The sequence below is a fragment of the Methanobacterium sp. BRmetb2 genome, from assembly GCA_003491285.1.
GTDB lineage: Archaea > Methanobacteriota > Methanobacteria > Methanobacteriales > Methanobacteriaceae > UBA117.
On the sequence record CP022705.1, the window covers coordinates 262,837 to 284,126 of the forward strand.

General features: G+C 32.8%; 21 protein-coding genes. 14 read left to right on the plus strand and 7 right to left on the minus strand.

Annotation, left to right across the window (positions count from 1 at the left end; all coding sequences use genetic code 11):
• Positions 1-19: 19 nt before the first annotated feature.
• The 5 genes from CIT01_01215 to CIT01_01235 all read right to left on the minus strand — a co-directional run bounded on the left by CIT01_01215 (position 20) and on the right by CIT01_01235 (position 4,583).
• Positions 20-724, minus strand: coding sequence for a hypothetical protein (locus CIT01_01215; GenBank protein ID AXV36921.1), 705 nt, complete (start codon positions 722-724; stop codon positions 20-22).
• Positions 714-1,148 (minus strand): exosome protein, encoded by a 435-nt coding sequence (locus CIT01_01220; protein AXV36922.1) that lies wholly within the window; start codon positions 1,146-1,148, stop codon positions 714-716. The genes CIT01_01215 and CIT01_01220 overlap by 11 nt, the downstream gene beginning before the upstream one ends.
• Positions 1,149-1,199: 51 nt before the next feature.
• Complete coding sequence (locus tag CIT01_01225) at positions 1,200-1,745, minus strand: 50S ribosomal protein L15e (protein ID AXV36923.1); 546 nt, start codon at positions 1,743-1,745, stop codon at positions 1,200-1,202.
• 161 nt (positions 1,746-1,906) lie between these two features.
• Positions 1,907-3,949 carry a histidine kinase gene (locus tag CIT01_01230; protein ID AXV36924.1) on the minus strand — a complete coding sequence of 681 codons (2,043 nt, stop codon included), beginning with the start codon at positions 3,947-3,949 and terminating at the stop codon, positions 1,907-1,909.
• A 313-nt stretch (positions 3,950-4,262) separates the two neighbouring features.
• Entirely contained in the window at positions 4,263-4,583 is a 321-nt protein-coding gene (locus CIT01_01235; GenBank protein AXV36925.1) for a hypothetical protein, read from the minus strand.
• A gap of 224 nt (positions 4,584-4,807) precedes the next feature.
• Here CIT01_01235 and CIT01_01240 point away from each other — a divergent pair, with 224 nt between their 5' ends.
• Together CIT01_01240 and CIT01_01245 are read left to right on the plus strand one after the other, a co-directional pair.
• Entirely contained in the window at positions 4,808-5,224 is a 417-nt protein-coding gene (locus CIT01_01240) for a hypothetical protein (protein AXV36926.1), read from the plus strand.
• Positions 5,225-5,485: 261 nt separating this feature from the next.
• Positions 5,486-6,061, plus strand: a complete 576-nt coding sequence (locus CIT01_01245) for a hypothetical protein (GenBank protein AXV36927.1) — start codon at positions 5,486-5,488, stop codon at positions 6,059-6,061.
• A gap of 37 nt (positions 6,062-6,098) precedes the next feature.
• Here the strand turns inward: CIT01_01245 and CIT01_01250 are convergent, their stop codons facing one another.
• Both CIT01_01250 and CIT01_01255 read right to left on the minus strand, forming a co-directional pair.
• The gene (locus tag CIT01_01250; GenBank protein ID AXV36928.1) at positions 6,099-6,419 is read right to left on the minus strand and encodes a hypothetical protein; all 321 of its coding nucleotides are present in this window, start codon (positions 6,417-6,419) and stop codon (positions 6,099-6,101) included.
• Between the two features lie 109 nt (positions 6,420-6,528).
• Entirely contained in the window at positions 6,529-7,011 is a 483-nt protein-coding gene (locus CIT01_01255) for a hypothetical protein (GenBank protein ID AXV38681.1), read from the minus strand.
• A gap of 552 nt (positions 7,012-7,563) precedes the next feature.
• Here CIT01_01255 and CIT01_01260 point away from each other — a divergent pair.
• The 12 genes from CIT01_01260 to CIT01_01315 all read left to right on the plus strand — a co-directional run bounded on the left by CIT01_01260 (position 7,564) and on the right by CIT01_01315 (position 21,276).
• Positions 7,564-8,118, plus strand: a complete 555-nt coding sequence (locus CIT01_01260) for a transcriptional regulator (GenBank protein ID AXV36929.1) — start codon at positions 7,564-7,566, stop codon at positions 8,116-8,118.
• 13 nt (positions 8,119-8,131) lie between these two features.
• The gene (locus CIT01_01265) at positions 8,132-9,796 is read left to right on the plus strand and encodes an acetyl-CoA synthetase (GenBank protein AXV36930.1); all 1,665 of its coding nucleotides are present in this window, start codon (positions 8,132-8,134) and stop codon (positions 9,794-9,796) included.
• 74 nt (positions 9,797-9,870) lie between these two features.
• Positions 9,871-10,137, plus strand: a complete 267-nt coding sequence (locus tag CIT01_01270; GenBank protein AXV36931.1) for a ketoisovalerate oxidoreductase — start codon at positions 9,871-9,873, stop codon at positions 10,135-10,137.
• A 1-nt stretch (position 10,138) separates the two neighbouring features.
• Positions 10,139-11,194 carry a 3-methyl-2-oxobutanoate dehydrogenase subunit VorB gene (locus CIT01_01275; protein AXV36932.1) on the plus strand — a complete coding sequence of 352 codons (1,056 nt, stop codon included), beginning with the start codon at positions 10,139-10,141 and terminating at the stop codon, positions 11,192-11,194.
• Entirely contained in the window at positions 11,191-12,627 is a 1,437-nt protein-coding gene (locus CIT01_01280; protein ID AXV36933.1) for a ketoisovalerate oxidoreductase, read from the plus strand. Before CIT01_01275 ends, CIT01_01280 begins: the two co-directional genes overlap by 4 nt.
• Positions 12,628-12,815: 188 nt before the next feature.
• On the plus strand, positions 12,816-14,129 hold the full coding sequence (locus CIT01_01285; protein AXV36934.1) for a Glu-tRNA(Gln) amidotransferase GatDE subunit D: 1,314 nt from the start codon (positions 12,816-12,818) through the stop codon (positions 14,127-14,129).
• Between the two features lie 10 nt (positions 14,130-14,139).
• On the plus strand, positions 14,140-15,999 hold the full coding sequence (gatE, locus tag CIT01_01290; protein AXV36935.1) for a Glu-tRNA(Gln) amidotransferase GatDE subunit E: 1,860 nt from the start codon (positions 14,140-14,142) through the stop codon (positions 15,997-15,999).
• A gap of 102 nt (positions 16,000-16,101) precedes the next feature.
• Positions 16,102-17,007, plus strand: a complete 906-nt coding sequence (trxB, locus tag CIT01_01295) for a thioredoxin-disulfide reductase (GenBank protein ID AXV36936.1) — start codon at positions 16,102-16,104, stop codon at positions 17,005-17,007.
• A 353-nt stretch (positions 17,008-17,360) separates the two neighbouring features.
• Positions 17,361-17,933 (plus strand): GMP synthase, encoded by a 573-nt coding sequence (locus CIT01_01300; protein ID AXV36937.1) that lies wholly within the window; start codon positions 17,361-17,363, stop codon positions 17,931-17,933.
• Between the two features lie 108 nt (positions 17,934-18,041).
• The gene (locus tag CIT01_01305) at positions 18,042-18,968 is read left to right on the plus strand and encodes a GMP synthase (GenBank protein ID AXV36938.1); all 927 of its coding nucleotides are present in this window, start codon (positions 18,042-18,044) and stop codon (positions 18,966-18,968) included.
• Positions 18,969-19,138: 170 nt separating this feature from the next.
• Positions 19,139-20,314 carry a hypothetical protein gene (locus CIT01_01310; protein AXV36939.1) on the plus strand — a complete coding sequence of 392 codons (1,176 nt, stop codon included), beginning with the start codon at positions 19,139-19,141 and terminating at the stop codon, positions 20,312-20,314.
• 107 nt (positions 20,315-20,421) lie between these two features.
• A complete protein-coding gene (locus CIT01_01315; GenBank protein AXV36940.1) occupies positions 20,422-21,276 on the plus strand; it encodes a hypothetical protein in 855 nt (284 codons plus the stop codon).
• Positions 21,277-21,290: the final 14 nt, after the last annotated feature.

Here is a 21,290-nt window from a genome sequence, read left to right on the forward strand (position 1 = left end):
CCAAGAATCTTAAAACAGTTTATTGTACAGTTCTAATATTTCTAACACCACTTACAACTATATCCTGTCTAATTTTACTTCTATTCAAAATAGTGGTAGGTACAGAAGACATTGCATGAATCGACTCAAGTTTATTCATCCCAAAACACTGTGTTAACCTGATAATATCCCTAGATTTCCTTAAATCATAAATAGAAGTTGCACCACTGGTAATTATTAACGGAAAACTAAACTTACGGTGCAATTTAAGAATATCCCTAAAATGAGTGAAAATCTTTGACCGGTGCGAATAATGGGATTGTAAAATAGAACTTAAATTAATTTCTACTGCCACTTCATTTTTTGCCGCTTCTTTAGATAGAACATGGTTTAAACCACAATCTCGCCGTTTTTTATAGGGCTGGGAAATTATATCAACCCGGGGATCCTCGCAGGCCGCTCTGTTGATCTTAACTTGTCCCCCTTGAACCATTAAAACATCAACTTTCTTTCTAAAACTGGAAATCTTTTTTTTAAGATCATTACCATTCTTGGCAATAACTTCCACTCCGCTGTACACGCCCATGTTAAAATTTTCTTGAAAGTCTTTCAAATCATTAATTAAATTTTTATCAAAGGTTTTTGATGATTGTACTACTGCCACACCAGTAAATCCCAATCTCTGGGATTCCTCTAGCAATTTGTTAATGCTTTCATTTGGTTTTAAATGGAAATCAAAGTACATTGTTTTCCTCAAGCATTTCTATGGCTATTTTAATAGCTATCTCCTTTTTGGCAGGGTAAGCTGCAATTTTAATCTTAAGGTGGATAGAATCACCGTGTTCCACAACGATTAAATTGCCCATGTAAGCTTCCTGCTTATCAAATCTTAAAAAAAGGTTTCCTTTATCATCAAGTTTATTATTAAGGTCTTTTATAATAGAAGTTTTAGTATCAACATCTAAATTTTCAAGTTTTTTGATAAATTCTTTGATTTCGCGTTTTTTGTTTATTTTATCGTGCAAAATCAGAACTTTATTACCGTAATAACCTTCGTTAATGTCTTTTTCAGGTAGGGAATTGGGAAAAAGAGTTTTAATAGCTTCCCTTACCTTTTCTTCATTTTCTGTTCCATAAACAAAAACTCGGTAGGAGATGTTATGGATCATGATTCCTTTCCTTAATTTAATAAAAAAAGAGATTTACTAAGATAATTCAATTTATCTTAGTTTTTCTGCGCCTTTTCCTTTATTTCGAAGTCCACGTGTCTTTTTACCTTCACTAGTTAGTCCACGGAATACTCGACCAGTATGTTGCTTCTCACAGATCCAGTTTATATTTGGATCGTTTTTAATTGATGGATGGCTTGGATCAACTAATATAACTTCGTAGAATTTGAATTTACCGTCTTCCCATACCCAGTAGGAGTTTAATATTTCCATGTTAGGATATTTTCTTGCAACTCTTTCTTCTGCAATCCTTTTAAGGGACTTCTTAGGGGTTATCTTAGTAACACCCATTCTTTTAGGCTTTCTACCAGCAGTAAATCTTGATTTTCTTCGGCCACCACGCCTAACTCGAGTTCTAACAACAATATATCCTTTTTTTGCCTTGTATCCTAAGGATCTTGCTCGGTCAATACGGGTGGGTCTGTCAATTCTAGTTATTACACTTTCTCTTCTCCATACAGGAGCTCTCTGTTGCATTAGCTCCTTAACGAAGGAATCATCTGGATTTTTCCATGCGTCTCTTACATATTTATACATTTAAACACCTCTTTGTTCAGCTTTCGCCACATCCATGGGAATTTATCCCAAAAAAAGTTGTTTTTTATCGCCAAAATTGGCGGTGATAAATATTGATCACCACTACTTAAAAAGGTTATGATAAATGTAAAACATTATCCAGAAAAAAGGATTGGACATTCTTATTCTGGAACAATTGGTTGTTCTTTAAATACAATTTCAATTTCTGTTCCATTATCTCTATTAACTTTAACTTCAGCATTTATCTGATCTGATAATCCATAAATTAGTTTAAACCCCAAGGAATCAGATTTTTCTAAATCAAAATCAGCGGGTAGGCCAATTCCATTGTCACTTACAATTAATTCATAATGAGAATTTTTGGATAAAAATTCCACTTTTATATTACCCTTTTTATCCTTAGGAAAAGCATATTTTAAACTATTAGAAAGTATTTCATTGAGTATTAGTCCAAGAGGAATAGAAGTGTTTATATCTAACATTACTGATTCTACATTTATATCTAGATTAATTTTATTATAATCAGTAATATAACTGTTAAAAAGATCTATAGCTAATGCTTGAGCATATTCACCAAAATCAATCCGTTTTAAATCTTTTGATTGATATAATCTTTGATGTATAAGGGCCATAGACTTGGCCCGATTTTGACTTTCTTTAAAAATATTTAGAACCGCAGGATCTTTAATGTAGCGAGACTGTAAATTAAGAAGACTTTGAATAACCATTAGATTATTTTTTACCCTATGATGAATCTCCTTCATCATTAAATCTTTTTCATCCAGAGATTTTTTTAGTCGTTTTTCCAATTTTTTTCTTTCGGTAATATCTCTAATGACCAGTTGAACTGCTGGTTCATTATTATATGTTATTGGAACATCACCTATCTCTATATCTTTAATTTGGTTATCTAAACTTATTATTTTTTCCTCTAAAAAGTTTAAAGATTTTCTTTCAATGTAAACTTGATACAAACGATTTTCGCAAATATCCTTAAATTCAGGGTGTAAAAATCCTAAAATGTTTTGGTCTATAATTTCTTTAGGACCTTTTGCACCAAAAAGTTTATATGAAGATTTATTGGCAAATACAATTTTATTTCCAATAATTACTAAAATAGCGTCAGGAGAAAGATCAGTTAAAACTTTGTAACGTTCTTCACTATCACTAAGCTGATGTTCCATCATTTTACGATTAGTTACGTCCTGAATAATGAGCATTTTACCCATATTAGATTCATTATCTACGATTGTGGTGATTTGTAATTGAATCCATAAATTCCATGGATATGGTAAAAAAATCTCAGATTCTGATTGATGACCTTGATAAAAAGATTTAATATCTGGAAAATCTTTGAAAATGTCATAGAAATTTTTACCAATACTCTCTTCATTTACACCAATTAAATTTGCCGCTTTGTTAACCTCCATCAAAGTATCTTTATCATCAAAAACCAATAAACCATTTTGCATACTTTTAATAAGTACTTCATCTATAATGGGACGAATAGCTAAAAAATCATACTTAAAAATAGCAATAGCGATAAAAATACCGGAAATAGTAATTCCTAAAGGAGTAACATCCAGTCCTGGAATTTGAACTGATCCTGTAGTATAAAGCAAACTAAAAACTATTGGGGTAATTCCACTAAATATTAACATATATATTTGAGGGCGGTATATCCTGGAAGAACTATTTAAAACAGTTAATAATATAGTAATGCCCATTATACTCATTAAAAAGCTATAAATAACATCTATCCAAAAGAAAAGACCGTGCTCATATACAAGAAGAGCGCCTGGGACATTAGAAACTGGGGTGATGCTGGTCCAAATTAACTGATGTTGAGAATATGTAAAAGCTAAAAATAAGATAAACAAAGGTAAGATCATTAATAACATGATAAAATAAGGTTTTAAATATTTATCATATCCCCCATAACTTAATATCAAAATAAACCATAATGGAGGAACAATAGTAACTCCAAGATAGGCAATTTGCACCCAAAATATTTTTAACCAGGGCTCCACACTGAAAGCGTCCATGGACGACCCAAAACACCATAAAAATGTGAAAAACATCAATAAAGTAAAATATTTATGTAAATTAGAAGAGCGATTTTTATAGCTATAAACTGATAAAAACAATACAATAAAAGCACTCATCAATAATACTGCCCCAAATAAAGAATATTGATACGCCATGTAATATGCTCCTAATTTTTTATTGATTTATTTTATTAATATGATAAAATTATGAATAACATTCTGCCTCTATGATTAATATAAGATCTTATAAATTAAAAAAAGGTGGTTATTAATTAACTTTATCAAAATAATTAAAAAGATGATCTTTTAAGCCATCCTTCAAGTAAATCCGTGCCTTTTTCTAAAACATTTAATGATTTAAAACCTTATCTCTGAGGGCAGCGATTTTATTACTTTTAGAAAATTTGCTTTAGAAATAATCAATAATAGTCCATTCATTTTAAAATAAAAAAAAATAAATTTTGTTTAATTATTTTGTTATTTCGTAAAGTATTTTCATGGCTTTTACAAATGGTGGGTTTCCTGAGGTTAAAAGCACAACTCTTAAAACATCCACTATTTCATCTTTGGTAATGTCAAACTCTTCCATGGCACTTATCATCTGTTTTTTCATTGCACGATCATCTGAAGCAGCTGCTGTAATGGCTAATGCAATTAGTTTCTGGGTTCGATAGTCGAGTACTTTACCAGTATAAGCTGCTTCATTTAATTTTACTACTGCATCATAAATGTCAGGGTAATCCTTTTTAACATGTACCATTCCCTTGCCATAAAAAACATCTTCTTTCATTTAGGAACCTCCAAGCTATTTTACAGTTTAATATTTTGTTTTTTTTATTATATAAATCTAAAAATTATTGTTAATAGTTTTAATAAATGAAAAGTTATTTGATAAATAATTTAAAAGAAATTTAAAATTTATTTTTATCCCCTAAAATAAATAAGATAAATTTCAAATATTAATATAATAAACTTAGAAATTTATTTTACATCATCTAAAGGGAGGTTAAATTAATGATTAACAAAGAAGAACTGGTTGAAAAAATAGAAAACACAGACTTGGAGAAGTTACCTGGAACCGAAGATATTTGGGAAAAAAATATTTATTTAAACAACAAGAAAGTTTTAATAGTGGGTTACAAAGTAGAAGAACCAAGTGAATACATAGAACCGGGAAAAGAGGTTGTTAAAACTTATTATTGGTATTGGGAACTTAGAAACAGCCAAACTTGGGAGATTTTATATGAAAATCATGACCAAAATTTTAATTTTTGCGAATCTGACCTGGATTCTTGGGGTGATGAAGATCGTGTAGAAGATGTGGTAGGGGATATTGATGAAGAAGACGTGTGTAAATGGAGTGAACAAGATCTGATTAAAGACATCTCTGAGGATATTGCAGATGAAGTTATGATATGGTTAAAATCTTGAATTGAATCGAATATTTAAAAGAATTACCTTTTTCTAATTTTATACTAGAATTTGATGATTTTAACTAAAAAGGAATGCCCATTATTAAATTATATTCTTTTATTTATGTAAATGAAATTTTTAGAAAATGACTACTAATTATTCTTCTTAATTAATTCCAATAAATCCTTTTCAAAATTATTTGAGTTTTATTACTTTCAGATTACTTTTAACAAGATTAATGCGAAAAATAAATTAATATGAAATTATAAAAAGAGTTTTATGAAAGTCAATAAAAGAAAAATTGCATGGGGCATTACTGGAAGTGGGGAAAAACTTACAGAAACTGTGGAATTAATGCAAAAATTAAAAGAAAAATACAAAAAAAAGTTTGATATAAGAGTATACATATCAAAAGCCGGAGATCAGGTTTTAAAATATTACAACCTATCTAATGAACTTGAAACTACTTTTGACAAGACATGGACCGAAATAAATGCTAACGCACCATTTTTAGCCGGACAAATACAACTTGGGAACTACGAGTTCCTATTGATTGCACCAGCCACATCAAACACCGTGGCCAAGATATCACTGCGAATCGCTGATACATTACTAACTAATGCTGCCATTATGGGGCAAAAAACTTCAACTCCAATATATATAATGCCAACTGACCCGCGCGAAGGAACAGTTTTAACCAAATTACCAAATGGTAAAGATTTAGAGCTTAAAATAACTAAAGAAGATGCTGAACACGTTCAAAGATTGACAAAAATGGATAATACCTTTATTTTTGAAGAACCTGAAGAAATTGAAGCAATCTTCGAAAAACATTCTAATAAAAAATCAAGCTAGTAAAAAAATTTGTTTAAGTCTCAAAAAATAAAATAATTTATTGAAGTTCTTGCAGTGTTACAGTAAAGCTGTATATCTCATAACCATTTTCATCTTTTTCTTTTCTTATGTCAGTTAAACCTCTGAAATAGTATTTGATATCTCCAGAATTTTCAATGTTCATGGTTAAAGGTTCAAGATCATTGAAACTTTCAAAAAATAGATGTATATTGTTTATTATTTCGTTTGGAGCAGAAAAATTAATTGAATTAGCCCCAGCGCGTACAGTTTGGAACTTGACATATTTTTCCTCTACAACTAGACTATCATCATTTGATCCACCGGTTTTAGTAAAAACAATTACTTCATCTGAAACCATACAAAATGCCCCCTTCAAATTAATTCAATTATTACTGTTAATATTTTATTCGGAAAAGTATAAAATAATTTGCATTAATGTTTTTTTGTAATGCAATATACTCTCTAACCTAAAATTTGTAGCCTATTTCTCTAAGGAAATTCTCCCTATACTCCACATCTTTTTCTTCTTCTATTTTATGTGGTTTTAATCCATCTATAACTCCAATTATACCTTTTCCCTGTTTTGATTCTGCGATTAATACTTCAACTGGATTTGCAGTGGCGCAGAAGAGATTAACAACTTCTGGAACGCTTTTTATCCGTTGGGTTACGTTGATTGGAAAAGCATTTTTCAGGAAAATTAAAAATGAATGTCCACAACCCATCTCCAAGACTTTTTCACCAGCCAATTTAGTTAACTCATTATTATTTCCAGCAATGCGTACCAAACAATCACCCGATGCTTCTCCAAAAGCTAATCCAAATTCTGCCTGAGGGACAGTATTTATTATTGCCTCATAAAGATCTTCAACAGTTTTAATGAAATGACCTTGACCTAATATCAAATTACAATCTTCTGGTGCTTCTAATTTAACCGTGCTCATTTTTATATCCACATAAAATCCTCCTAAAACTCATATTAATTATATGTTTTTTTGGAAATAAATAATGAAAATTTTAATTCAAAATACATCCATTTAAATTAGCACATAAAATTATTGTAAAAAGATCATTTTCATGGCATTAAGGACATTTTATATAAATTGTGGATGATTGTTAAGTCATAATATAAAATTGATTTGTTAATTCAAGTATTTTTTAAAATAATTTCCAATAGTTTATTAAATTGACAATAATTCACCTCATGAAAAACATTAGCATATTATTAATAAAAGACCATTTTAATAGCTACCTTAAATGATAGAGTTGCGACCGTGAAAAAAGTAATAAACGATTAATATATATAGAAGAATTTCCTAATTATCATTAATAATCATGACTAATCATGATTTTTTTATGAATTAATATTTCAATTAAATATTTCATTCTTGAAATTCATTATAAAATTTTAAAATAAGTACAATACATTAATATAATGGAGCATTTTAGTTTAAGAGAATTTTATGTTACAGTTCTATTAATAACCATTAAAAGGTGTCAATATGAAAGAAAAGATCAAAGAAATTGCAGCACGAGTTTCAGAGTTAAGGGAAATTTCTGATATTAGTCCAGAGGAAATGGCTAATTATTTAAGCCTGCCTGTGGAAGATTACAGAAAATATGAATCTGGAGAAAATGACATTCCAGCCAGTGTTCTATACGAAATTGCCCATAAATTTAATGTGGATATGGGTTTGCTCTTAACTGGGGAAGAAACAAGGATGCATATATTTACCGTAACCCGTAAAGATAATGGCGTTGAAGTAGAGCGGAGAAAACAATACAAATACGAAAATATCGGTGAAAAATTCATTCACAAAAAAGCAGAAACGTTCATTGTTACTGTAGAACCCAAAAATGATGGTAAAAAACCTTCTACCAATTCTCACCCCGGCCAAGAATTTAATTACATACTGGAAGGGAGTTTAAAAATTTATATTCACAATAACGAAATCGTACTAAAAGAAGGCGACTCAATATTCTTTGATTCATCCTATGAACATGCAATGAAAGCCATGGACAATAAATCTGCCAAATTCCTGGCAGTAGTAATGTAAGAAAGGTGTTTAAATGTCATCATTATTAGAAAAATTTGTTTCAAAGAGTGAATTCAAATCATATCAAGATTACCATGATAACTTTGAGATAATCGAACCTGAAAATTTCAATTTTGCCTATGATGTAGTAGATAAATATGCTGAAGATGATCCTGATAAAATAGCACTGGTTTGGTGTGACGACAACGAGAACGAAGTAATATTTACCTTTAAAGACCTTAAAAGGTACAGTGACAAAACAGCGAATTTTTTCTTAGATTGCGGTATAAAAAAAGGCGATGCCGTAATGCTAACCCTCAAAAGTCGTTATGAATTCTGGTTCTGTATTCTAGCTCTACATAAAATTGGGGCCATAACTATTCCAGCAACTCACATGTTAAAAAGCAAGGATATTGTTTACCGTTTAAATAAGGCCGACATCAAAATGTTGGTATGCATTGCTGAAAATGGAGTGCCTAAAGAATTCGAAGAAGCTGAAAAAGAATGCAAAAATAAATTAGTTAAAGCCATTGTTGGTGATAAACGAGAAGGGTGGCTGGACTTCAGAGAAGAAATTGAAAAAATTAGTGAAGAATTTGATGGAAAACGTGACGAATTTGGTATTGTAAATGATAATGTATCACTAGTATATTTTTCTTCAGGTACTACTGGACTTCCCAAAATGGTAGAACATGACTATACTTATCCTTTAGGCCATATTATCACTGCCAAATACTGGCAAAATGTAATTGAAGATGGACTTCACTACACTGTTGCTGATACCGGTTGGGCTAAAGCTATGTGGGGACAAATATATGGCCAGTGGATTGCTGGAAGTGCAGTTTTTGTATATGATTATGACCGGTTTGACGCAAAAAACATGTTAAAAAAAGCGTCAAAGCATGGTGTTACGACTTTCTGTGCACCTCCTACTATTTACCGATTTTTAATAAAGGAAGATCTTTCTAAATATGAGTTTTCAACCCTTAAATATGCAGTAACTGCTGGTGAACCTCTCAACCCTGAAGTTTACAATAAATTCTATGAATTCACTGGCTTAAGATTAATGGAAGGGTTTGGGCAAACTGAATGTGTGATTTGTATAGCTAACTTTCCCTGGATGAAACCCCGGCCAGGTTCAATGGGAAAACCTTCACCAGGCTATGATATTCAATTAATGGATAAAACTGGAAAAATATGCGACGTGGGAGAAGAAGGTGAAATTGTAATAAAAACCAGTGAAAATATGCCGGCGGGCCTATTTAATGGATATTACCTTGACCCAGAAAAAACCGAAGAAGTCTGGTATGATGATTACTATCACACTGGTGACACTGCTTGGATGGATGAAGATGGTTACTTATGGTTTGTTGGTAGAACTGATGATATAATAAAAAGTTCAGGATATCGTATTGGACCCTTTGAAGTAGAAAGTGCTGTTATTTCACATCCATCAGTAGTAGAATGTGCTATAACTGGATTTCCAGATCCAATCCGTGGTCAGGTAGTTAAAGCAACAATTGTATTAACACCAGATTATGCTCCCTCTGAAGATCTGGTAAAAGAAATTCAAAATCATGTAAAACAGGTTACCGCACCCTACAAATATCCACGAGTTATAGAATTTGTGGAAGAACTTCCAAAAACAATAAGTGGAAAAATTAGGCGTGTGGAGATACGCAGTAAAGATGAAAAATAATAAAAATTTAGGTTTTAGGTAATTAAATGCTAAAATGCATTAAAAATTAAAAGATTTAATTTAAAGATGGTATTATGTCAGAAAACACTAAAAATAAGCAGGCTTATCCCGTTATTAATAAAATAGAATGTAAGGCATGTGAAAGATGTATTCTGACCTGCCCTAAAAATGTGCTAAAAATGAGTGATGAAATTAATGAACGTGGATACCATTATGTTATTTATGAAGGAGAAGGATGCAGTGGCTGTGGAAATTGTTACTATACCTGCCCTGAACCATTAGCTATAGAAGTTCACATCTCAAAATCCAAAAAATCAACTAAAAATGTAGTGGAGGACTAAAATGGCAACTAAACTTATCAGAGGAAACACGGCAATTATTGTTGGAGCCATGTATGCCGGTTGCGACTGCTATTTTGGCTATCCAATAACTCCTGCCAGTGAAATCCTTCATGAAGCTTCTAAACATTTCCCTATGGTTGGGCGAAAGTTTGTCCAAGCAGAATCTGAGGAAGCAGCTATAAATATGGTTTATGGAGGTGCTTCAACAGGCCATAGAGTTATGACCGCATCTTCCGGACCAGGTATAAGTTTGAAACAGGAAGGAATATCATTTTTAGCTGGAGCAGAACTTCCCTGTGTTGTAGTAGACATTATGAGGGCCGGGCCAGGACTTGGTAATATTGGCCCAGAACAGGGTGATTATAACCAGCTAATTAAAGGTGGGGGACATGGTAATTATAAAAATATTGTGCTTGCACCTAATTGTGTTCAAGAAATGTGTGATTTGACCATTAAAGCGTTTGAACTGGCTGAAAGATATAGGGGTCCGGTGATAATTATTGCAGATGCAGTTTTAGGTCAAATGATCGAACCACTCCACTTTCCAGAGGAAGCTATCCAGCCAAAAATTGACACCTCCTGGGCAGTATGTGGAAACAAAGAGACCAAAGACAACCTCGTAACCTCCATATTCCTTGATTTTGATCAACTAGAAGAGTTTAACTTTAAAATACAAGACAAATATAAAAAAATAGAAGAAAATGAGGTAAAATTTGAAGAATACATGATAGAAGATGCCGATATAGTACTGGTATCTTATGGAATAAGCAGTAGAATAGCCCGATCTGCAGTTGATTTAGCCCGCAAAGAAGGTATTAAAGTGGGCCTATTTAGACCTATAAGTCTATTCCCCTTCCCTAAAAATAGACTTAAAATACTTTCTGATAAAAACAAAAAATTTTTATCTGTGGAGATGAGTAACGGGCAGATGAAAGAAGATATTAAACAAGCCATTGAATGTAAGGATGTTGGATTAGTAAGTAGAATGGGTGGGAACCTTATAGATGTTGAAGATATTATAGCAGAAATTAGAAGAGTTGCTGGAGGTATCAAATGACCGAAAATATTGAAAAAAAGGTTATTAAAAAACCAGAATCTATTTTAGATGCATATCCCCGAAAAGGTGGAAGTGCACCGACAGCAACACATTACTGTCCAGGATGTGGCCATGGAATTCTTCATAAACTTATAGGAGAAGCCGTAGATGAACTGGATATTCAAGACCGTTCTGTTTTAATTAGCCCAGTTGGCTGTGCTGTTTTTGCATACTACTACTTTGACTGTGGAAATGTTCAGGTGGCCCATGGAAGAGCACCGGCAGTTGGAACTGGAATATCCCGAGCCGAAGATGATGCCATTGTCATGCTGTATCAGGGTGATGGTGATCTAGCATCCATTGGATTAAATGAAACCATTCAAGCAGCTAACCGAGGAGAAAAACTGGCAGTATTTTTCGTAAACAATACTGTTTATGGTATGACTGGTGGGCAAATGGCACCAACCACACTTATAGGTGAGGTTACAGTCACCTGTCCTGAAGGCCGGGACCCCCGATTTGCAGGTTACCCTTTACATATGTGCGAACTTTTAAACAACCTGAATGCCCCAGTATTCATCGAAAGAGTTTCACTTTCTGATAATAAACATATAAGAAAAGCTAAAAAAGCTATTAAAAAAGCTTTGCAAATACAAAAGGAGGGCAAAGGGTACGCTTTTGTAGAAGTTTTATCACCTTGTCCCACCAATCTTAAACAGGACGCGAAGGGAGCTGAAATATTTATAAATGAGGAAATGGAAAAAGAATTTCCATTAAAAAATTTCAGAGACCTTAGTAAAGATGTTGTTCCACTTCTAAGAGATGAGAGTGATTTTACTAAAGATTCATTAGATAATATTTTTGAAATTAGCAAAGAAGCAACTCAGGATCCTGTTGATGATGACAGTTTTATCAACAAACATGTGAAAATTGCCGGATTTGGTGGTCAGGGTGTTCTTAGTATGGGTTTAACCCTTGCCGAGGCAGCCTGTAAAGATAGGCGTCATGTTTCATGGTATCCTTCTTACGGTCCTGAGCAGAGAGGTGGTACTTCCAACTGTGACGTGGTGATCTCAGGAAAAGTTATTGGATCACCTGTAATTCACGCCCCAGATGTTTTAGTGGCCTTAAACAAACCATCCCTTGAAAAATTTATAAAAAAGGTGGCAAATGGTGGAACCGTGCTCTATGATACCAATATAAGTGGCGTTAAAATTCCTGATGGCATTAATGTAGTTTCTGTACCTGCATTAAAAATAGCTAAAAGTATGGGAGTAAAAAGGGCCGTTAATACAGTCATGTTAGGGGTAATTATGGAGATGGATTATACTGGATTAAGCAGAAATGTTTTTAAAGAAGCCATTAAACATACCTTCTATAGAAAACCTAAACTTATTCCTATTAATATAAAAATATTAGAAGCAGGCGCTAACTGGGCTAAAAAAAATCTCTAGGCCCTTAATTTTTTTTATTTATTTTTATATTTTATTTTATTTTTTAATTCTTTCAAAAGGGAGTTCACTATAATTAAGTGAATAAATTTTGTAAATCTTTATCCATAATAAATAGTCATATTAAATTATTCTTAAATGATTAAAAATTAATCTAATCCAATTATTATTAGTTAAATATGAGGGATCTTATGAATTATAGAGGATCGGCGAAGGAATTCTTAGAAAAAAAGGATATTGCAATTGGAGATGCTGTAAAATTAACTAAAAAAAATATATCATATACTGGAATGCTTTTAGACCGGGCAGAAGATGCTGATGATAAACATCTGGTAATAAAACTTGATAGTGGATACAATATAGGAGTAAATATAAGTGAAGCTAAGATAGAACTTTTGGAAAAAGGTCTGAAACCAAAAATTGAATTACCCCCTGTTAATCTTGAGAAAGACCATCAAAAAATGGACATATCTATTATATCCACAGGAGGTACTGTTGCCTCAGTTATAGATTATAAAACTGGAGCTGTTCATCCTGCTTTTACTGCAGACGATTTACTGCGCGCTACCCCTGAACTCATGGATTATGCTAATATCAAAGCAAGATCAATCCTGAATATATTAAGTGAAAATATGGAGCCTTCATACTGGGTTAAATCAGCTCGTTCTATTGCAGATGAAATAAATGACGGATCAAGTGGGGTTGTAGTAGCCCATGGAACAGATACTATGCATTATACCTCAGCAGCCCTAAGTTTCATGCTTGAAACTCCAGTGCCTGTGGTTTTAACCGGTGCACAACGAAGTTCTGACCGGCCATCATCTGACGCATTTTTAAACCTTATCAGCTCAGTTATTGCTGCCAAATCAGATATAGCTGAAGTCATGGTTTGCATGCACGCCACTGATAATGATTCTTACTGTCACCTCCATAGAGGTACAAAGGTTAGGAAAATGCACACCTCCCGAAGAGATACTTTTAGAAGTATAAATGCTTTGCCCCTTGCCAGAGTCGAAAACAAAACATTAAGACTACTAGACAAAAACATAGATTATAAAAAGAGAGTTGAAACCGATTTAAAACTTCATGATTCTATTGAACCAAATGTAGCTTTTATTAAAAGTTATCCTGGTATTAAAAGCGATATAATTGACTATCATATTGATAAAGGTTATAAAGGAATAGTATTGGAAGGAACCGGATTGGGGCATGCACCTGAAAATATAGTTCCTTCTGTAGAAAGAGCAGTAGATAGTTCTATTCCGGTGGTTATGACCTCCCAATGTTTGTATGGGTATGTGAATATGAATGTTTATAGTACTGGCCGAAAACTAGTAAATGCTGGAGCCATATCTGCATTGGATATGCTGCCTGAAACTGCTTATGTAAAACTTATCTGGACTTTAGGTCAAAGTGAAGATCTCAATGAAGTTGAAAATATTATGCATACCAATATTGCTGGAGAAATTCAAGAAAAATCTTCTATTAAGTACTTTCTCATTTGATGGTGATTAGATGAATTATGAAAAACTTGGGCTGAAAATGGGTTTAGAAATACATCAACAACTTGATACAAAGAAAAAATTGTTTTGTGGCTGTGAATGTAATCTCACTGATAAAAAAGCTGAATTTAAAATTTTAAGAAATCTTAGACCTACACAGAGCGAACTGGGAAAAATTGATAGGGCAGCTTATGAAGAAGCCCGGAGAAAACTTAAATTCATTTATGAAGCATATACTCATGAAACTTGTCTGGTGGAAAGCGATGATGAACCACCCCACCCACTTAACATGGAAGCACTTGAAATAGGAATGATAATTGCCTCTCTATTGAACATGCACATAGTTGATGAATTCCATACCATGAGAAAGCAAGTGATAGATGGTAGTAATACTGGCGGATTCCAGAGAACGGGTCTTTTAGCCACTGATGGTTACCTTGAAACTGAATATGGTAAAGTAAAGATTGAAAATCTATGTTTAGAAGAGGATGCTGCCAGGAGAATAGGTCAAAAGAAGGGTAATGTCGTTTTTAGATTGGATAGACTGGGAATTCCATTACTTGAAATCACAACTGATCCATCGATTAAACATCCTCAACAAGTAAAAGAGGTTGCCTATCAAATTGGTCAAATTTTAAGAAGTAGTAAGGTTAAAAGAGGTTTGGGGACTATACGTCAAGACTTGAATATCTCCATAAAGGAAGGTGCACGGGTTGAGATTAAAGGAGTTCAAGACCTTGATTTAATGCCTAAAATGGTTGAAAATGAAGTTAAAAGACAGGTAAAATTACTGGAAATAAGAAATGAACTTCTAAAACGAAACGCACATGTCGAAAAAACATTATATGATGTTAGAGAAGTTTTTCAGAATACTCAATCCCGTATTATAGAAAAAAGTGAAAAAGTCCTGGCCATAAAGCTGGAAGGATTTTCAGGATTGATTGGAAAGGAAATTCAACCAGATAGAAGATTTGGAACAGAACTTGCAGGTTATGCTAAGAAAATGGGAGTTTCGGGGCTTTTCCATACAGATGAACTACCAGCATACGGCATATCACAGGAAGAGGTGGATCTACTTCGTGATTTATTAAAAACGTCACAAGATGATGCAGTTATCATCGTGGCCGATTGTGAAGAAAAAGCCAAAAACGCGCTCCAGGAAGTGATTGGAAGATCTAAAATCGCTTTGAAGAATATCCCTGAAGAAACCCGTAAAGCATTGCCTGACGGTAATACTGAATATTTAAGGCCACTACCTACTGCTAGTAGGATGTATGTGGAAACAGATATCCCTTCTATCAGCATAGATTTAGACCTTATTGAAAAAATAAGAAATAATCTCCCAGAATTACCAGAAGAAAAGAAATTAAGAATAATGGACGAATATAAATTAAGTGAGGATTTGGCGGGACAGTTGGTTAGACGAGATATGGTTGTTGACTTTGAAAAGATTGTAGATACAGTCAAAGTTGATTCAAAAATTGTAGCATCCATCCTGGCTTATACTTTAAAGGAATTAAGACGTGACGGATGCAATACTGAAAAAATTGATTTAAATAAGTTGAAAGAAACCTTCAAACTCCTTCAAGATGGTCAAATTTCAAAAGAAGCCATACCCGAAATTTTAACTACAGTATGCCTTGAAGATTGTTCCCCTATAACTGCCGCAAAAAATAAAGGACTTATTATGTTATCTGAAGTAGATGTCGAGACTTTAATAGAAGAGATTATTAAAGATAATAGTTCCATGATTGAAGAAAGAGGTATGGGTGCAATGGGCCCATTGATGGGAATGGCTATGAAAAAATTAAAGGGTAAAGCAGATGGAAAACTGGTAAATAAATTGTTGAGGGAGAAAATAGAAAATCATTAACCATTAATAATTTAGAGACCATAAAGAAAACACTAGATAAATAAAAATTTTAAGCATTTATTGTTTTTCTTAAAATGTGTTTATATATTGGGGATGAGTATAATGGAAGAACATGATCTTATAATTATAGGTGCAGGTCCTGCCGGATTAACTGCAGGCATATATGCTGGAAGAGAAGATATTAAAGCATTAATACTTGAAAAAGGTGTTGCAGGAGGTATGCAAAGTGTGGCTCCATTGGTTGGTAACTTCCCTGGATTTAAAACCATCACCGGTGCCAACCTATCTAAAAGAATGATAGAACAAGCATCCAATTATATTAAGATAAATGAACATGAAATTGTAAATTCTATCACTTTAAAAAATGGAAAATTTTATTTTAAAACCTCAAAACAGGATTATATTACCAAGTCACTCATACTAAGCACTGGAACCACCTACAGAAAATTAGGAGCAGAAGGAGAAGAAGAATTCATTGGAAAAGGCATATCTTACTGTTCTATATGTGACGCACTACTTTTTAAAAACCGTAAAGTGGTTGTAATAGGTGGAGGTAACTCTGCAGTTGAACATGCACTGCATTTGCATGATGTTGGTTGTGACGTTACAATAATTCACCGCCGAGACGAACTTAGAGCTTCAAAACATGGACAAGATCGCCTTAGAGAAGCGGGAATCCCTATTATCTGGAATTCCATGGTTAGAAAAATCAAAGGAGATGTTGTGGTTAGAAGTATTTTGATTTATGACAAAGAAAAAGATGAAGAAAAGGAAATTAAAGTTGACGGTGTCTTCATATCTATAGGAGAAGAACCTAATAACCAGCTAGCTAAAGATATAGGTGTTGAATTAGATAGAAGTGGTTACATCATCACTGATAAAAATCAAAGAACAAATATCCCCCAGGTTTATGCTGCGGGAGATGTAACCGGAGGAGTTAAACAGATGGTGGTTGCAGCTAGCGAAGGTGCAATAGCTGCTATTTCTGCCTATAATGATATTAATTAATATTTAATTTCATTAAGTAAAACCAGTGCATACTCCTATTTATTAATCTAAATTAAATAAAAAAAATTTTAGAAATATTATCTCCTCTAAAATAAAAGAATAAGTTAATTTTATATTTCAGGAATTATTTGACTTTAAAAATATATATATGACATAAGCTATTATAAGGATTATAATAATCGGAAGTAGCCATATGAACAGGTAGAAAAATACTACCGCTAATACTATTGCAATTAAAATGTATATCAAATCTTTAAATTCCATATATTTTAATTATAACTTTTTATATAAAAATGTTTCTATAGAACGTTTTTTATCGATTTAAGAGAATTTAACAGTTTAGGAGATATTAAATGACGATACTGGTTGTAAACAATTATGGACAATATAACCATAGAATTTATCGGGCTCTACATTATCTTAAAATTTCATCAGAACTAGTTTCAAATTCATTATCTACAGAGCAAATTATAGAAAAAGATCCAGCCGGACTTGTTTTAGGTGGAGGTCCCAGTATGGAAAGAATTGGTAATTGTTTGAAATATGTGAAAGAGTTGGATTACCCTATCTTAGGAATTTGTCTTGGACATCAACTTATTGCCAAAGCATATGGTGGAGAGGTTAAAGCAGCAGGCGTAGAAAGCTATGCCAAAATTGAGATAAATATTGAAGATGAAGATGATATTTTTAAAGGTTTAGGAAAAAGCATGAATGTGTGGGCCTCCCATAAGGACGAAGTTTCCAAAATTCCACCAGAATTCAAAAAACTTGCCAACTCCTCCATATGTGACATAGAAGCCATGGCCCATAAAAATAAACCTATCTATGGAATTCAATTCCATCCAGAAGTCCATCACACAGAAGATGGTTCTAAAATATTCAAAAATTTTTATGAAATTTGTGAAACATATAGAAATAAAAAATAATTATTATCCGTATACAAAATTCAAATTAATTCATAAAACATAACTGTAATTAATAAAATAAGGTTCATAAAAAAAATTAAGTAATAATAAATTTAACCCGGTGAAAAAATGTTGGATCCATCTGATTTTATTAAAGAAGCGATAAATCAAATTAAAAAAACTGTAGGTGATGGTAAAGCAGTTATAGCACTTTCAGGTGGTGTTGATAGTTCTGTAGCATCAGTACTTACACAAAAAGCATTAGGAAATAAACTTATAGCTGTTTTTGTTGATCACGGCCTTTTAAGAGAGGGAGAAGCAGAATATGTTGAAAAAACTTTTGAAAAAAGGTTGAATTTTAGATTTATAAATGCCAAAGAGGAATTCCTTGGAAAATTAGAGGGTGTTGAAGATCCAGAAGAAAAAAGGAAAATCATTGGAGAAGTATTCATAAACGTCTTTGAAAGGGTTGCTGAAGAAGAAAATGCCAAGTTCCTAGTCCAAGGTACTATTGCACCGGACTGGATAGAAAGTCAAGGAAATATTAAATCACATCACAATTTGGCACTGCCTCATGGACTGGTACTGGAAATTGTAGAACCTATAAGAGAATTGTACAAGGACGAAGTAAGAATATTAGGACAAGAACTAGGCCTTCCCAGTGAAATGGTGAACCGACAACCATATCCCGGACCTGGACTGGCGGTTAGAGTAGTTGGTAAATTAACTCCAGAAAAGATCGAAATTTGTAGAAAGGCCAACGCCATTGTTGAAGAAGAAGTGAAAAAAGAAGGTTTAGATGAAATACTATGGCAATACTTTGCAGTTTTAACCAATACCAAAGTAACTGGGGTTAAAGGAGATATTAGAGACTTTGGATACCTGGTGATACTTAGAATGGTAGAATCTATGGATGCTATGACTGCTGATGTACCAGAACTACCATGGAAAATGGTTAAAACCATATCAAGTAGAATCACTGCAGAGATAAGTGAAGTAACCCATGTGGCACTATCAGTCAGTGATAAACCACCAAGTACAATTGAATTTGCATAATTTTTAAAAAAAATTGACTATTTTAATCCTCTTCCTTTTCTTTAATTAAAGACACAATACAAACCACTCTTTTTAATTTATTTTAAAAAAAATAATTCTAGGTATTACTAATTTTACTCTTCAAATGCTCTCACTACTTTTTTATTAAATCAAGTTAATATATACAGAACATGATCGGTGGAAAGACTGCCTACCTTAAAAAGCTCACATCTAAAATTCACATGAAATCTGTCAATGTGGGAACTGAAGTTGATGGAAGTACCCCTCCTTCCGTATTTATTGGAAGCTGGAATTATCCTAAAGTATTCGCCGGACCCATGATAGCTCCTCAACAAGGAGATACATCTATGATGGATATGCCAGAATCATGGATTCCCTCCAATACCAGTCAGGAAGAAATTATTGGTTACCGGCTGAATCTGGTTAGAGGTAAGCAGCAGGTGGAAATTAAAGATTTGGATAACCGTTTGGTTGGAAAATTGCAGGAAATATCCCTTGCTAAAAATTCCATTGAAAGTGAAGCCCAATTCTTTAAGAAACCAGTAGGTCGATCTTTTAGTGACGAACACACACCACACGGGCCTAGTGGACTGATTGAAAAGTTTGACATTGACAATGTTCGCTTTGATCATTTACTGGAAAAAACATACTACGACAGTGACTTGAAAGCTGCTGATGCAGTAATGGACTTACATCACAAAGGACTGCCCTTTTCCAGTATACAAAAAGCATTTTCAGTTGGAACCATGGGCATTGAGAAGAATAGACATTTAGTACCCACAAGGTGGTCCATAACTGCCTGTGATAGTACCATAGCTGATAATCTGCTTAGAAAAGTAAGGTACTATGACACAATAGAAACTCACCAAGTTTATGAATTCAACAGTTTGAACAATTATTACACCGTTATTTTAATACCATCTGAATGGCAGTATGAATGGATGGAAGCATTTTTACATGTTTTAAACAACGAAGAAATAATATTCTCAGATTATGAAACCAATAGTGGCAAAAAGGAATATTCAAGAGTAGGAGGATGTTACTACACTTGTAAGATGGCTGTCTTAGAAAAACTGGCCAGGGACAAAAAACAGGCCACTGCCATAATTTTAAGAGAAGCCTATAATGGCTACGTACCTTTAGGAGTATTTAATGTAAGAGAAAATGTGCGCAGTGCCCTCAATCAAACTCCTAAGGAATTTGAAGATTTAAAAAATGCATTAAGTTATGTTTCTGGAAAATTGAAGCTTCCTTTAAAAAGATTTATTAAACAAAGCGATTTACTTCAAGAACTTATAAGATCCAGACAAACAACACTAGATTCATTTTTTAATTATAATATCTAGTTCTTTATAAAAATTTATTAAAAATTTATTAATTCTTTAATAACTAAAACCAGTGCTCTAAAAACATGGCTATAATTAATTAAAATATTATAAATACTTAATTATATATGAAGATAATAAATACTGATTTATTAATCTTTATAAGGAGTAATTGTATGAAAGAAAATCTTAAAAACTATTTAGGTAAACTTTTTCAGGTTTATTTGACTATAGTAATTTCATTAATGGTAGTGGATATTGCTGTACTTATAATCTTAACCTTTTTTAACTTAAAACCTGCCACAATACCCCATATTTACAATTTTGATTTGATGGTGTGTTTATTACTTTTATCTTGTTTAATTGCAGGTTTTATATATCAAAAAGATAAAAAACAATATATTAAAAATAATTGGGTTTCAATTATTGCTGTTTTACCTTTCGACTTTATCTTTATAGGATTGTTGGGTTTTCCATTATCAATACCCCTTTCAATTTTGAGGATTGTCCACATAATTGCCATTGTTAAAACAATTGGAAAATTAGGGTCCAGTTTCGTGAAATTTTCCGAAAAAACTGGTTTGAACTATGGTATAACTATTTTAACCCTTATATTTTTAATCACATCGACAGGATTTTTATTAGCTGAAAAAGATGTGAATCCTGAAGTTAAAAGCTATGAAGATTCAGCATGGTATACTGTTACTACCATGACTACCACAGGATATGGAGACATAGTTCCAATTACCCTTTTGGGAAGGATTTTAGGGGTTATCATGATGATAACTGGGGTGGCCTTTACTGGTTACGCCACTGCATCAGTGGCCAGTGCACTTATTCATAAGTTTAGAGAAGAAAAAGATAAAGATAGAGAAATATTCATTAAAACCACGAAAGAATTTAATGAAAAGCAAATAAAAACTTCAGAAGATATTAAATCCGGATTTCAAGAGATTTTAGATAGATTAGATAAAAAATCATGATATATTTAAAATAA